The 13482-nt window shown below is 44.5% G+C and carries 15 protein-coding genes; 13 read left to right on the top strand and 2 right to left on the bottom strand.

Translation table 11 applies throughout. From position 1 onward, the window contains the following. The first annotated feature begins 53 nt into the window (after nucleotides 1-53). The 5 genes from AC1DP6_RS23525 to AC1DP6_RS23545 all read left to right on the top strand — a co-directional run bounded on the left by AC1DP6_RS23525 (nucleotide 54) and on the right by AC1DP6_RS23545 (nucleotide 5222). Nucleotides 54-2504 carry an ABC transporter permease gene (locus AC1DP6_RS23525; RefSeq protein ID WP_477057017.1) on the top strand — a complete coding sequence of 817 codons (2451 nt, stop codon included), beginning with the start codon at nucleotides 54-56 and terminating at the stop codon, nucleotides 2502-2504. A gap of 40 nt (nucleotides 2505-2544) precedes the next feature. Continuing rightward, nucleotides 2545-3066 (top strand): cupin domain-containing protein, encoded by a 522-nt coding sequence (locus AC1DP6_RS23530; protein ID WP_477057018.1) that lies wholly within the window; start codon nucleotides 2545-2547, stop codon nucleotides 3064-3066. Nucleotides 3067-3083: 17 nt separating this feature from the next. Then, entirely contained in the window at nucleotides 3084-3878 is a 795-nt protein-coding gene (locus tag AC1DP6_RS23535) for an AraC family transcriptional regulator (RefSeq protein ID WP_477057019.1), read from the top strand. 84 nt (nucleotides 3879-3962) lie between these two features. Continuing rightward, nucleotides 3963-4346, top strand: a complete 384-nt coding sequence (locus AC1DP6_RS23540; protein ID WP_477057020.1) for a VOC family protein — start codon at nucleotides 3963-3965, stop codon at nucleotides 4344-4346. A gap of 15 nt (nucleotides 4347-4361) precedes the next feature. Beyond that, entirely contained in the window at nucleotides 4362-5222 is an 861-nt protein-coding gene (locus AC1DP6_RS23545; protein ID WP_477057021.1) for a class I SAM-dependent methyltransferase, read from the top strand. 9 nt (nucleotides 5223-5231) lie between these two features. Here AC1DP6_RS23545 and AC1DP6_RS23550 read toward each other — a convergent pair whose 3' ends face one another. After that, nucleotides 5232-6506, bottom strand: a complete 1275-nt coding sequence (locus tag AC1DP6_RS23550; RefSeq protein WP_477057022.1) for an alpha/beta hydrolase family protein — start codon at nucleotides 6504-6506, stop codon at nucleotides 5232-5234. Between the two features lie 213 nt (nucleotides 6507-6719). Between AC1DP6_RS23550 and AC1DP6_RS23555 the strand changes: the two genes are divergently transcribed. From AC1DP6_RS23555 to AC1DP6_RS23580, 6 genes are all read left to right on the top strand, one after another. Beyond that, nucleotides 6720-7160, top strand: a complete 441-nt coding sequence (locus tag AC1DP6_RS23555; RefSeq protein WP_477057023.1) for a GNAT family N-acetyltransferase — start codon at nucleotides 6720-6722, stop codon at nucleotides 7158-7160. A gap of 162 nt (nucleotides 7161-7322) precedes the next feature. Then, nucleotides 7323-7799 carry a hypothetical protein gene (locus AC1DP6_RS23560; protein WP_477057024.1) on the top strand — a complete coding sequence of 159 codons (477 nt, stop codon included), beginning with the start codon at nucleotides 7323-7325 and terminating at the stop codon, nucleotides 7797-7799. Nucleotides 7800-8170: 371 nt separating this feature from the next. Then, nucleotides 8171-8500, top strand: a complete 330-nt coding sequence (locus tag AC1DP6_RS23565; protein ID WP_477057025.1) for an ArsR/SmtB family transcription factor — start codon at nucleotides 8171-8173, stop codon at nucleotides 8498-8500. A gap of 81 nt (nucleotides 8501-8581) precedes the next feature. Then, nucleotides 8582-9673 (top strand): ACR3 family arsenite efflux transporter, encoded by a 1092-nt coding sequence (arsB, locus tag AC1DP6_RS23570; RefSeq protein WP_477057026.1) that lies wholly within the window; start codon nucleotides 8582-8584, stop codon nucleotides 9671-9673. Between the two features lie 22 nt (nucleotides 9674-9695). Continuing rightward, nucleotides 9696-10223 carry a DUF6428 family protein gene (locus AC1DP6_RS23575; protein ID WP_477057027.1) on the top strand — a complete coding sequence of 176 codons (528 nt, stop codon included), beginning with the start codon at nucleotides 9696-9698 and terminating at the stop codon, nucleotides 10221-10223. Nucleotides 10224-10274: 51 nt separating this feature from the next. Beyond that, the gene (locus tag AC1DP6_RS23580) at nucleotides 10275-11048 is read left to right on the top strand and encodes a metallophosphoesterase family protein (protein ID WP_477057028.1); all 774 of its coding nucleotides are present in this window, start codon (nucleotides 10275-10277) and stop codon (nucleotides 11046-11048) included. Nucleotides 11049-11060: 12 nt separating this feature from the next. On the opposite strand, the gene AC1DP6_RS23585 is transcribed toward AC1DP6_RS23580, so the two are convergent. Further along, a complete protein-coding gene (locus AC1DP6_RS23585) occupies nucleotides 11061-11468 on the bottom strand; it encodes a DoxX family protein (RefSeq protein WP_477057029.1) in 408 nt (135 codons plus the stop codon). Between the two features lie 129 nt (nucleotides 11469-11597). Here AC1DP6_RS23585 and AC1DP6_RS23590 point away from each other — a divergent pair, with 129 nt between their 5' ends. Together AC1DP6_RS23590 and AC1DP6_RS23595 are read left to right on the top strand one after the other, a co-directional pair. Beyond that, nucleotides 11598-11936 carry a winged helix-turn-helix transcriptional regulator gene (locus AC1DP6_RS23590; RefSeq protein ID WP_477057030.1) on the top strand — a complete coding sequence of 113 codons (339 nt, stop codon included), beginning with the start codon at nucleotides 11598-11600 and terminating at the stop codon, nucleotides 11934-11936. A 229-nt stretch (nucleotides 11937-12165) separates the two neighbouring features. After that, the gene (locus tag AC1DP6_RS23595) at nucleotides 12166-13476 is read left to right on the top strand and encodes a hypothetical protein (protein ID WP_477057031.1); all 1311 of its coding nucleotides are present in this window, start codon (nucleotides 12166-12168) and stop codon (nucleotides 13474-13476) included. Nucleotides 13477-13482 lie beyond the last annotated feature (6 nt).

A 13482-nucleotide genomic window follows, 5' to 3' on the forward strand; every position in this document is an offset into this window, starting at 1 on the left:
AACGGACAGCAATATATTCATTATGCATAGCTACAGCCCTGTAAATCAGTCATATGGCTATCCGGCATTCTCTTTGCCCGCCATTGACGCAAATCCAGATCGCTACACGGAATGATGGTTATACTATGATTAGAAACTTCTTCAAAATTGCCTACCGGAGCCTTTTACGCAATAAAGGCTTTTCCATTATCAATATTACGGGGCTGGCCATTGGTATGGCCGCAGCGATACTAATTTTGCTGTGGATACAGGATGAACTTAGCTACGATGAGTTTCATGAAAATAAGGACAGGATATACGAAGTATGGAATCGCGTACCATTTGAAGGTAGTATCTCAAACTGGAATAGCGTATCTGCATTAACGGCCCGTACGCTGGAAAAAGATTTACCGGAAGTAGAACGTGCCGTGAGGGTAGGTTCCAGTAATTACCTTCTTTCAGTAGGAGATAAAAAAGTGATGAAGACGGCTATGGTGGCGGATACGGGTTTTCTGCAAATGTTCAGTTTTCCGATGCTGAAAGGAGATCCTGCTACGGCGCTGAATGACAGGAATGCGGTGGTGCTGACGGAGAAAACGGCGAAGATTTTATTTGGTGATGAAGATGCCATTGGTAAGGTGGTGAAAATTGAGAATAAAGACAATTTTACGGTCACGGGTGTACTGAAAGATTTACCCGGCAATTCCAGGTTTAATTTTGATTACTTACTACCCTGGTCATATGTAAAATACAGAGAGGGAGAGGATTTGGGCTGGCACGATAACAGCACTCCAACTTATGTAATGCTGAAGCCCAATGCAAGCTTTGCCACTGTTGCCGCCAAAGTAAGGGATTTAAAGCAGCGGTATGATGGAGAAGCCAAAACGATGAAATGGGAGTGGTTTCTTTACCCGCTCAGCCGCTGGCGTTTATATTCCACTTTCGATGACAGAGGTATGGAAGACAATGGTGGCCGTGGCTCATTCGTAAAACTATTTGGTATCATCGCCGGGTTTATATTGCTGATTGCCTGCATCAATTTTATGAACCTGAGTACCGCAAGAAGTGAAAAACGGGCGAAAGAAGTAGGGATACGAAAAGTAGTGGGGGCCATGAAGAGTTCCCTTATCATCCAGTTTATCTCAGAATCTGTTTTGCTGGCCTTTCTGGCAGGCATCACGGCTATCATCATTGTGCAGGTAAGTCTGCCCGCTTATAACCAGCTTACAGATAAAACACTATTCATCAACTTCGGCAGTATATACACATGGATGGCCTTTATCGGGTTTATCCTCTTTACCGGGTTGCTGGCTGGCAGTTACCCTGCTTTCTTTCTCTCCTCTTTCCAGCCTGTTAAGGTTTTAAAGGGAACATTTAAAAAAGCCAATGCATTAGTAACGCCAAGAAAAGTATTGGTGGTATTACAGTTTACATTCGCCACCATCCTTATTATTTGCACTGTTATTGTAAAACAACAAATAGACTACGCCCGTAACCGGGAGACAGGCTACAACAGGGATAATCTTGTTTACCATTTCATGACGGGTGATATCCCTAAGAACTATGAACTCATAAAAAATGAATTGCTGTCATCAGGTATTGCAAAGTCTATCACAAAAACCAACTCCCCGCTTACAGAGCGCTGGAGTGATGGATGGGGGCAGAGTTGGCAGGGAAAGGACCCCAACGATAAAACATCTTTCGATCGGTATTTGTCTGATGAAGGGTTGGGTGCTACTGCCGGCTTACAATTTGTTCAGGGTCGTGATTTTGACCTGAAACAATATCCTACTGATTCAACGGGGCTGATTATAAATGAGTCGGCACTGAAGGTAATGAAGTTCAAAGATCCGATTGGCAAAGTAGTTGGGGACCTGGGCGTGGACTGGCATATTGTAGGGGTTATTAAGGATTTTATTCTTACCAATCCTTATGAACGCACAAGACCGATATTAATATGCGGAGCCAAGAGCAGTTTCATGAATTTTAATGTGATACAGATAAAACTAAACGGAAAGAATACTACTGCTGCAAACCTGGAGAAGACTGCACTTATTTTTAAAAAGTATAATCCCGAATACCCTTTCGATGCAAAGTTTGTGGATGAAGAATATGGAAGAAAGTTCGAGAATGAAAAACGACAAGGTATACTTGCCGCCCTGTTTGCCGGACTCACCATCTTTATTTCATGCCTCGGTTTATTCGGACTGGCCACCTATATGGCGGAAAACAGGGTGAAGGAAATTGGGGTACGAAAGATAATGGGGGCATCTGTATCCAGTATTACCACCTTATTATCAAAAGATTTTGTAAAACTGGTGATCATTTCTTTCTTAGTAGCAGCGCCGCTTGCATGGTGGTGCATGCATAAGTGGTTACAAAGTTATACATACAGAGTGGGTATTGCGTGGTGGGTATTTGCATTAACCGGTCTTTTAACCGTCATGATAGCCTTGCTGACGGTATGTTACCAGTCGATAAAAGCGGCCATCGCCAACCCGGTAAAAAGCCTGAGAGCAGAATAAACATTTTGTAAATTCGGGTAATAATTTTAAACTCATTTATATGGAAGAGGTTAAGAAATCTGTGATCACACTAGGCGCTCATGAGGGGCAAATCCTTTCTGTGGCCGGTGGTAACTATCGGATACTTGTTTCCGGAAAACAAACCGGTGGCGAATTTGCCACTATCGAAATGTCGGTGCCTCCGGGCGGTGGGCCCGGCCCCCATGCGCATCCTGACTTCCAGGAATCTTTTTATGTACTGGAAGGAGAAGTGGAGGTATGGTCGGAAGAAGGTATGTATACTGCAACGCAAGGCGCATACATCGTGATACCTAAAGGTGGCATGGTACATAGTTTCAAAAACAAGTCCGATAAGCTGGCTAAGCTGCTTTGTGTAGTGGTGCCTTCCGGACTGGATGAAATGTTTATGGAATTTGGTGTACCCGTGGCGGAAGGCGAGTTTCTGCCTCCACCTGTAATGGACGATGCCATGAAGCAAAGGGTGCTGGCACTTTTTGAAAAATATGGACAGCAACTATATCCACCGGATTATTTCACCCGGTCAGGTGCAAAAGACCGATAACTCCCATTATCAGGAAAATGGATTACCAGATAATTACACCTCCGCCATCGCTGAAAAACTATGTCCAATACTTCTGGTCCCTGGAAAACCAGACGGACGATGTATCACAAAAGGCTTTTACGGTAATGAGTAATGGTCAGCCAGGGCTTATTTTCCAGCAGAACCCGGCAGTATTCACGGGTTTCGGAGGAGAACGCCTGCCACAACTGTTTGTATTTGGTCAGGCGAGGAAGTATGGTCAATTGCATGGCGGCGGCAGCTTTCGTACGATCGGCGTAAACTTTCAGCCGGCAGCACTTAAATCAGTGTTTGGCTTAAATGCAAATGAGTTAACGGATCAAAATATTTGTATCAGTCACCTGGCTAAAACGTCTTTGACGGATCAGCTGCTGAATTGTAGTTCCGGGCAACAACAGGCGGATTGTCTTTTTTCATTCCTGCTGGAGCAAACCCATCGTCACGAAGACGACAACAAAAAACTGGGTTATGCAGTAGCTGCACTACAACAGGGTAAGAAGCTTTCTCAGGTATTGCATGACCTCCATTTATCAGCGCGTTCACTCGAGCGTCTCTTTCTAACGCATATTGGCATTACGCCTATTTTGTATGCCCGCATTTGCCGTTTCCAGGCATCGGTAGGGCTTTTACGGCAAGGCAAAATTCGTTCCCTCACGGAAATTGCTCATTCGCTCGGCTACTTTGATCAATCCCATTTTATCCGCGATTTCAGGCTTTTTTCCGGCGTAAGTCCCGGTATTTATCTGCGTAAATCTATTGAAAGGATGCCCGGATTTCCGGAATGGCCATCATAAAAAAAAGCCTTGTCGTTTTTTTACAATTTTGCCACATCCCTGGTGGCTAATTTTGTTGTATTCATTATCTTCAAAATTAATAGCATGAAAAACGTGATCAGCTGGTTTGAAATTTATGCGTCAGACTTTAACAGGGCAAAGAAATTTTACACAGATGTATTTAAGTATCAGCTCACGGATTTGCCGGTGAGCAGCGACAGGCATTCGCATATGGACTATGCCACTTTTCCGGGCGATGAAAAGGGGAATGGGCCAGGTGGTGCACTGGTAAAGATTGATCAGGTAACACCCGGTAAAGGCGGCATACTGGTGTATTTTTCTTCCGAAGAAATTAATACAGAGCTGAGGCGTGTGGAAGCCGCTGGCGGGAAAATCATCCAGCCGAAATTGAATATTGGAGACTTCGGTTTTATTGCGCTGATAGAAGACACGGAAGGAAATATGATTGGCTTACGTTCATTGAAGTAATAATGTAATAGGTTCATGATGGAACAAAATAAGAAAAAGGTGGAACCAGATAATACGGCGGTAAGAGTAGCTTTATGGAGAGCCATGCACGTTCAGATGGATCCGTTGCCACATATCGTTGAAGACGAAATCGGATTTAAGCTGATAGCACCTGGTAGTGAGTGGCGGCAACGTCCTGACATGAGTCCGGATTTTACAAAACGGCTCCGTGCATCCGTGGTAGCCCGTGCGCGTTTTATTGACGACCTGGTGATAGCACAGCAGCAACAAGGCGTCCATCAATATGTGATACTCGGTGCAGGGCTGGATACTTTTGCGCAGCGCCACCCAGCAATAGCTGCACGGTTACAGCTATTTGAAATAGACCAGCCGGATACGCAGTCCTGGAAACAGCAACGATTAATAGAACTTGGATTTGGTATTCCGCAGTGGCTGCATTTTGTATCTGTTGATTTTGAAATTTCTTCCTGGTGGGAGCAATTAATAAAAGCCGGTTTTGACACCAGCAAACCTGCGGTGGTAGCTTGCGCCGGCGTTAGTCTGTATCTTACAAAAGACGCGGTGCAGGCTACCCTGCGCCAGATAGCCACACTTGCAGCAGGTTCCACACTGGCCATGGCATTTTATTTACCATTGGATCTGCTGGATGAAGCCGATCAGCCTTTACAACAGATTGCCAATAAAGGCGCAGCGGCGGCTGGAACACCTTTTATCAGTTTTTTTACCCCGGCAGAAATGCAGGAGATGGCGTTGGAGGCAGGTTTTAAAGCAATAGAAGTAGTGTCAACAGAAACGCTGACCCAACGTTATTTTATGGGCAGAACAGATCATTTTAGCCCTGCCAGCGGAGAGAATTTCCTGGTAGCACTTACCTAAGCAGGTTTATCACTTCACCAGCTCATCTGCGAATTTGATGTATTGCATCCAGTCAAATAATAAAATATCGTGGTCGCCGGTACGGATATGATAGCGGATGGTATTTCCAACAGACGTATCCGGTGCGGGCATTTCATCCGTTCCCAAACCTTTTTTGCCAAAAAGAGCGTACACTGGTTCCGCGTTTTTTGCTCCCAGGAATTCTCCGTAAGGATCTGCCCACCGATCATTGGTGGCGCTGGCCACATATAAGGGCCGTGGCGCCGCTAAAGCCAACAGCATATGCTGATCTATGGGAAGCGCATTAACATCGTCCGCATAGTCTTTATACTTCGAAATATACCAATGCGGAAAGGAGGTAATCATGCCTTTTAAATTTTGTCCGTAGTTCCGGTGTGATAATGCGGCACCACCTTCGCCGGAGTCATTGGAAATGACGGCTGCAAAGCGGGTGTCATTGGCTGCGGCCCACAACGTTGTTTTACCCAGGCGGGAATGACCCATTACAATTACCCTTGCGGCATCCACGGCCTTGTCGGTTTGGAGATAGTCCAATATGCGGCTTAATCCCCAGGCCCAGGCCCCCATAGCGCACCAATCTGAGGACTTTAACTGCAGCGATTTAGCTAAGGTGCTCCGTATACCGGTTTGCCATCCATCCGGATAGTCGGGTTCCAGATCGCCATAATAGGCAGTTGCTACGCCATAGCCATGTTCAATGATTGTTTTAATTGGCCAGCACTTTTCCTGATCACCTCTTGCAGGGGTTAATGTATCTTTTTTGATTTTCAGAAAGTCGAGATAGCTTTGAGAAACAAGAATATTTTCATCTGTGCTGACGCTTTGATTTCCCTTGAAGTTCCAACCCGCAAATACCGGAACCGGATGTGTGGTATTCGCCGGAACATACAACAGCAGATCAATATAAGGTCCCTTTTCACCCGCAGTTAAATAGATGCGTATTTGTTTGGAAATGGCCAGTCCACCAACGGCGGCGCTGTCAATTTTCTGCATTACAAAATGCATGTCTGCAGACGGACCTGGAAATTGTCCGTACATATTTTCTTTAAATAGTTGTAATACTTCGTTTCTGCGGTGACCATTCCAGTCTGATGAAGTCCGCACTTTTTTATGTTGGTTGTTAATTAAGGGAGACGGCAACTGATAGCTCCCCACAGCGGATTCGGTATAGTTCGGGTTCTTTTGGGCAAAACCGGAAATGGCACTGGAACTAAGGAACATGGCCATAAAAAATCTCAGGTAAACGTGGGTTGATGTTGGCATAAATCAATTTCTTGGGTAATCAATAAGCAGCCTATGTGGAATCAGGAAGGCTATCATTTAAAGATAGGGCATCTTCCTTAATATTACTAGTAACGTATAAAGATCCTAAGGCTCTCGTTCAGTGCGGGCTTTCTTTTTTTGCGCCATAATGTTTATGTTTGGTCTGAACGCCATTTGCGGAATTTGAAATGAATATTTATAAGAACAACTCATATGAATTTTAGAGCAGCAACCATTGAAGATATCGCACAAATACATGTAGTCAGAAATGGGGTAAATGAAAATAAGTTATCTGATCCTGAACGGATCACCTACAATGACTATGTTGAATTTTTAACTATCAGAGGGAAGGGATGGGTATGTGAGATGGACAACCGGATAGTTGGGTTTGCGATAGTTGACCTGAAAGAAGATAACATATGGGCCTTGTTTATACTGCCAGCGTTTGAAGGAAAAGGGATTGGGAGGAAACTACAGGAGTTGATGCTCACCTGGTATTTTTCTAATAATAAAGACCGTGTTTGGCTGGGGACGGGACCAGACACCAGGGCTGCAGCATTCTATCGGAAATCAGGGTGGCAGGAAACGGGGATGAATGGGGAGAAGGAGTTGAAGTTTGAAATGACACGAACCGCCTGGATGAAGAACCGTTAACGGGCTATCCTCCATATGGGGAACGGTTGTCAACATCTAAAATCAGCAATTATTTCAATTAATAGCCATAAATTACTTTCCATTAAGCCCTGATGTTTGCGCTAAGCGCCTGAATGATAGGGCTGTCACTTCTTTATTCACTCACTTTAAGATCTTTTCCCTATGAGTATTTTAGGTATTATACACACTATTATCGCTGTCATTGCTTTGTTGTTTGCTGTAGCCGCATTGGTAAAAGAGGGCATCATCAACCCTTTTTCCTCCTCCGGAAAGATATACAGTATCCTGACGGTCATCGCCTGCGTTACGTCATTTGGGCTTTCCAAAGCAGGTGGTTTTAATCCCGGTCACGGCATAGGAATACTCATACTTATTTTATTGGGAGTGGCCTACCTGCCTGGCCGGAATGCTTCCAGGAAAAAGACCCTGCTGCTGATACAGGTGTTTTGTATGACGCTTACCCTGTTTCTTTCTATGATACCGGCAGTAAATGAAACGTTATCAAGACTACCGGTAGGGCATCCGCTGGCCGATGGACCTACGTCTCCGATTGTGCAGAATGCCATCAAGGTTTTATTGGTGCTGCTGGTCATCGGATTGGTTTTACAGTTTTTTAAAGTGAAGAAATTAGTGAAGTAAGTCAACAGCAGGCTGCTGATATATACGTTACACAGCAGCTCATAAGCTATCATGTAGCCGGTTTTGGTGGCATAAATAAGTAGCAGGTACGGCTACAAAAAAGGCCATACCTGCGCTGTGAATATAGGGAGTTTTTATTGTTGATCATTCCCCTACAGCCTGGATAACAAGTTTTGCTGTTTCTGCGCCACTGAAATTCTGTTGCCCGGTAATCACAAAATTGATGTGTAAATGGGGACTGGAGAAAGTATTGGCAGTTAAGAACTGATTTGCTCATCATCAGGATCATCTTTATAGGGTCAAAAAGAAAACTTTCTTTGGACGGATTAATAACTAATCGTAATATTGCGATGTGTTAAAGCAGTAATAGTATGGGAGCTACCAAATCAGATTTATTCACCAAACAACAAAATGACATTGCCAACATGGCGAAAGCGCTGGCGCATCCCGCCAGGATTGCCATTTTGCAGTATCTCGTGAAAAAGAACGCCTGCGTGTGCGGAGATCTGGTGGACGAATTGGGTTTGGCACAGGCGACTACCTCCCAGCATCTGAAGGAACTGAAAACAGCCGGCCTGATTCAGGGGACGATTGAGGGGGCAAGTGTTTGCTATTGTATCAATCCAAAGGTCTGGAATCAATATAACAAGTTGCTCAGTGCCTTCTTCGTGGAACAAACGGACGTAAAATCCTGCTGTTAAAATTTTTTGCACTAACGTATCGTAATATTGCAATAATACAATGAATTTCTTTTCAGGAAAAAACGACTTATTTCTATTGACATGCAAAATTGTAATCCGGCACAGCGCAAGCAGCTAAGCTTTTTAGACAGGTACCTTACCTTATGGATTTTCCTGGCGATGGCTATCGGAGTTGGAATCGGTTATTTCTTTCCTTCTTCCTCCCGATTGATTCATTCCTTTTCGTCTGGTACCACCAATATTCCGCTGGCAGCAGGTTTAATACTGATGATGTATCCTCCGCTGGCGAAAGTGAAGTACGACAAGATGGGAGAGGTGTTTCGCAACACAAAAGTATTGTCGTTGTCGCTGCTGCTCAACTGGGTAGTTGGTCCGTTCCTGATGTTCGGGCTGGCCGTATTATTCCTGCATGGCTACCCGGAATACATGACAGGGCTTATCCTGATTGGTTTGGCCCGATGCATTGCCATGGTCATCGTGTGGAATGAACTGGCAGATGGCAGCCGTGAATATGCCGCCGGACTGGTGGCGCTCAATAGTATTTTCCAGGTATTACTTTACAGTGTATATGCGTATGTGTTTATCACCTGGCTTCCCACTGTATTCGGGATAAAAGGCATTACGGTAGCAGTTTCTATTGGTGAAATCGCCAAAAGTGTAGGGATCTACCTGGGTATTCCCTTTGCTGCTGGCGTGATCAGCAGATATGGTTTGATCGCACTAAAGGGCGAAGAATGGTTCCGGGAAAAGTTCATACCGTTTATATCTCCCATTACCCTCATCGCTTTGTTGTTTACCATTATCGTGATGTTCAGTCTGAAAGGCGAACTGATCGTGCAGATTCCGATGGATGTAGTAAGAATAGCCATCCCACTGATGATTTATTTTGCCATCATGTTCCTGTTGAGCTTTGTGCTGGGGAAGGCTGCGGGAGCAGATTATTCGAAGAATGCGGCTATTGCGTTTACAGCGGCAGGTAACAACTTTGAACTCGCCATTGCCGTTGCCATCGGCGTATTTGGCATCAATTCAGGACAAGCATTTGTAGGCGTGATTGGTCCACTGGTAGAAGTGCCCGCCCTGATTGCACTGGTGAATGTGGCCTTCTGGCTCCGTAAGCGCTGGTATGGAGGAGCGGAGGCGCTTGTCAACTCTGAAAAAGCATCATTTTAAAACGAACATAAATCTTTATACAATGAGTAATTCCAAAATGACCTGGCAGACATTTAAAGATCAGCTGCAGCAATATCCTGAACAGATATTACAGTTTCAATATGCGGCAAACAAACTGGTAGCTCCTTCTTACCATATTACTGAAATTAAACAGGCGCCTGTTACGTCCGTTGATTGTGGCGGAAAGGTAAATGCCTGGACGGAAATTATTGTACAGCTATGGGAGCCGGAAGAAGCGCAAACGGATCGTGCCATGGCGGTTCATAAGGCGTTGAAGATAGTGGACCTGGTGGAGCAGCACCTGGATCTGCATCCCAAAGCGATGGTGAAAATTGAATTTGGTAATGCTACATTTGATACCCGTCAGATGTATCCGAAAGAATTTTTGCTGGAAGGTGAGAACCTGGTCGTTAATCTGCAACCGGATGCTACCCAATGCAAGGCAACAGATCGGGGCATGACTTGTGGAACGCCTGCTACCAAAACACTGGAAATACCAATCGGCATGGCAGCTGGCGAATCCTGTACACCAGGTGGTGGCTGTTGCTAATCTATCATTTTATTAAATAATTGCTGAAATATCTTATCCAATCTTCTATTTATGAAAATAGCTTTGTTCAGTGACATTCATGCGAATTTACCCGCCCTGGAAGCCTTCTTTAAGGATGTTGATGAAAGAAAAGCGGATGCTGTCTATTGCCTGGGTGACCTGGTAGGTTATAACGTTTGGCCCAATGAGGTCATCAACGAAGTCCGGAAGCGCGGCATTCCTACTATTGCCGGTAACTATGATTTTGGTATTGGCAGAACAAGCGATGACTGTGGCTGCGCCTACAAAACAGACAGTGAGAAAGCGAATGGCAGTGTTTCCATCGCTTACACAAATCAGCTGGTCACTGCAGCAGCGCGCCGCTACCTCCGCACGCTGCCGGCCCATATCAAAGTAACGTTCCAGTTAAATAATGATACACTGAATTTGCTGCTGGTACACGGGAGTCCACGTAAGATCAATGAATATTTATTCGAAGACAGGGAAGAGAAAAGTATGATGAGAATTATGGAAGATGCAGGTGCGGATATCATGTGCTTTGGGCATACCCATAAACCATATCACCGGGTATTACCTGCCGTGCCGGGTGAAAATACACACTATAGACATGCCATCAATATTGGCTCCGTAGGAAAGCCGAAAGACGGTGATCCACGCGGATGCTATGTGATGCTGCATATCAACGAGGATAGCAGTATTCATCAAAAAGATAGTATCCGCGTGGAATTCATCCGTTTTGAATATGATGTGGAGAAGGCGGCCAAAGCAGTGGAAGATAGCCCGCTGCCAGATGCGTATGCTGAAAGTCTGAGAACAGGTATTTAATCCTGCCTGTCTTTATTTTGAAGTGATGGGCGCTTTTTTAAATCTTCCCCAGGCTATAAAACCAGCAATAAATGCCGCGATGATATTGGCGCCAATAACGGCAGCTTCTCCTCTGGAAACATGAAAGATGATGGCACATACCATGAGGGCAATAGTGGCTATAGCGGCCCAGGGCGTTAATGATGGTTTAATACGCAACAGGGAGGGGATTATTAAACCTATTGCCCCTAACAGATCGATTATTCCCAGGAGTCTTACTACCATTGGAGGTACTTGTCCTGCCCACGGCATCATAGGCGCTATCTTTTCAATTGGCTGGAATTTCAATACTGTTCCGGTGAGTAAAAACAGGGCTAATAGTATTTGTGCTACCCAGAGGATGATGTGAATGGTCYTGGCAGATTTTTGTGGTCCGGTCATTTTTTGCTGATTTTTTATTAATGAAGCAAACCTACTTATATTTGGTTTCAATTGGAAAGCGCTATCTAAAGTGATAGCGCTTTCCAATTGGATAGTATCGTGTAAGTTAAAAGCATTAAAGCAGCATATATGCTAACAAAAGGTGGATGTCCAAAAAATGCCCTCTCTATTAAAGATGCACTGGAAGCCCTGGAGGGCAGATGGAAGTTGTTAATTTTGTTTTCATTATCATCAGGTCCCAAACGCTTTAAACAAATATCCAAAGAGGTAGATGGGATTACGGATAAAACGTTGTCTAAAGAGTTGAAGCACCTGGAGGGGAATAAACTGGTGAAAAGAGAGGTGTATGATACTTTTCCGCCTACAGTTGAATACACTATTACGGCACATGGAAAATCCCTGGAAAAGGTGATGGATGCGCTGCATTATTGGGGACTGGCGCATCGTAAAGAGATTATTGGAAAATAGCCCTGTTAGCTGCGACCCCGCCATAGCACTTGATAAAATAAATTTTGATTTATGTCAGGCATAGATTATATTTATTGTGATTTCAACCCTGACCTTATACCAGTTGATTTCAACCAAGATTTAGTGTAACAATCCCAAACCTGACTATTTATGCAATTCCCAAAATAGCATTTTATATATTATTGATCTGATCCCTAATCCCTCATTCCCCGGCGGTAAATAACTCTCTATGTTTGATTACAGCGTATTAAACGTATTTATAGGGCTGGTGTTCATATTTTTGATTTATAGCCTCTTTGCATCTGCCGTACAGGAATCGCTGGCTACGATTGTTCAGCGGAGAGCCAATACCCTGTACAAAGGAATCAGCRCCATGTTGTCTAATACACCCGTGAGGAGCCTTCCTTTCTGGGCCATTATCCTGGAGCAGCTGGGCGTATTCAGATTTTTCCGGTTTCTGAAGAAGGAAGTTAAGCGTACCATCAACATAAATGGAACACTGGAACAGAAACTGTTTCAAAGAAGTGAGGTGGAAAAAGGGAAAAAGGATGTTTCCAAAATCCGGTTGTTTGATCTTTTTTACGAGCACCCTATCATTAAAAACTACGGCCAGAACGATTATTTTAACCGGCCTTCTTATCTGCTGGACAAAAACTTCTCAACAGTACTCACAGAAGTAATCAAGAATCTTGATGAGAATAACAAGTCGAAGACCGCCACTTTTTCTATTGTGCGGAACAGCCTGGAAACCTATAAGGACCGCATCGATACAGAGGTATACGACATACTGAATCATCATTTCAACGAAGCAGCGGGCGACCTGGATGCGTTTAAATACCGGCTGGAAAAATGGTATAACGACAGCATGGACCGCGTAACCGGCTGGTATAAACGGAACACTTCTTTTATACTGTTTGGAATCGGCCTGGCACTGGCCTTCATATTAAACATTGATACCATTGAGATCTCTACTTTTCTTTCTTCCAATAAAGTAGTCGCTGAAAAGCTGGCAGAGATGGGCGTAGCCGCAGCCGGCAATCCCGCTAACAGAGGCGATAGCGGTGTGACGAAGGAAATATACCTTGAAATAAAAAAGAGTAAAGATAGCGTTAACACCCTCCTGGGATTAGGGTGGGGCGACCGGGGGCGAAAGGATACTGCTTTCATCCGGGAGTTAAAGGAAGATAATCCCGGGCGGATAAAAAGAGGATTGAATGCAGGCGTGCAGTTTTTCTGGAAAGGCGTTTGGTTATTTCCCAAAGAAGCCGTGTATGATAGCATGCAACTGGCCACAGACAGTATTCCGGATGCGGTGCTTCGCCAACATTCCAATTATATCACCTGGAAGTATATATGGCATAAAACTACCGGGAAGAAGTTCTTCGGCTTTTTTATAACAGCAATGGCTATCACGATGGGAGCACCGTTTTGGTTTGATCTTTTGGGCAAACTGGTGTCTCTGAGAAATGCAGGAAAGGCGCTTACCACCAACCCTTCCCCGCAGAAACCGACAGATGCTGGTGTTGACTTTGACGGATAATATATC

The sequence above is a fragment of the Chitinophaga sp. 01L420 genome, from assembly GCF_056399985.1.

Coding starts and splice junctions, on each gene's coding strand:
- AC1DP6_RS23525 (WP_477057017.1), top strand. CDS start 54: ATGGCTATCCGGCATTCTCTTTGCCCGCCATTGACGCAAATCCAGATC.
- AC1DP6_RS23530 (WP_477057018.1), top strand. CDS start 2,545: ATGGAAGAGGTTAAGAAATCTGTGATCACACTAGGCGCTCATGAGGGG.
- AC1DP6_RS23535 (WP_477057019.1), top strand. CDS start 3,084: ATGGATTACCAGATAATTACACCTCCGCCATCGCTGAAAAACTATGTC.
- AC1DP6_RS23540 (WP_477057020.1), top strand. CDS start 3,963: ATGAAAAACGTGATCAGCTGGTTTGAAATTTATGCGTCAGACTTTAAC.
- AC1DP6_RS23545 (WP_477057021.1), top strand. CDS start 4,362: ATGATGGAACAAAATAAGAAAAAGGTGGAACCAGATAATACGGCGGTA.
- AC1DP6_RS23550 (WP_477057022.1), bottom strand. CDS start 6,506: ATGCCAACATCAACCCACGTTTACCTGAGATTTTTTATGGCCATGTTC.
- AC1DP6_RS23555 (WP_477057023.1), top strand. CDS start 6,720: ATGAATTTTAGAGCAGCAACCATTGAAGATATCGCACAAATACATGTA.
- AC1DP6_RS23560 (WP_477057024.1), top strand. CDS start 7,323: ATGAGTATTTTAGGTATTATACACACTATTATCGCTGTCATTGCTTTG.
- AC1DP6_RS23565 (WP_477057025.1), top strand. CDS start 8,171: ATGGGAGCTACCAAATCAGATTTATTCACCAAACAACAAAATGACATT.
- arsB (WP_477057026.1), top strand. CDS start 8,582: ATGCAAAATTGTAATCCGGCACAGCGCAAGCAGCTAAGCTTTTTAGAC.
- AC1DP6_RS23575 (WP_477057027.1), top strand. CDS start 9,696: ATGAGTAATTCCAAAATGACCTGGCAGACATTTAAAGATCAGCTGCAG.
- AC1DP6_RS23580 (WP_477057028.1), top strand. CDS start 10,275: ATGAAAATAGCTTTGTTCAGTGACATTCATGCGAATTTACCCGCCCTG.
- AC1DP6_RS23590 (WP_477057030.1), top strand. CDS start 11,598: ATGCTAACAAAAGGTGGATGTCCAAAAAATGCCCTCTCTATTAAAGAT.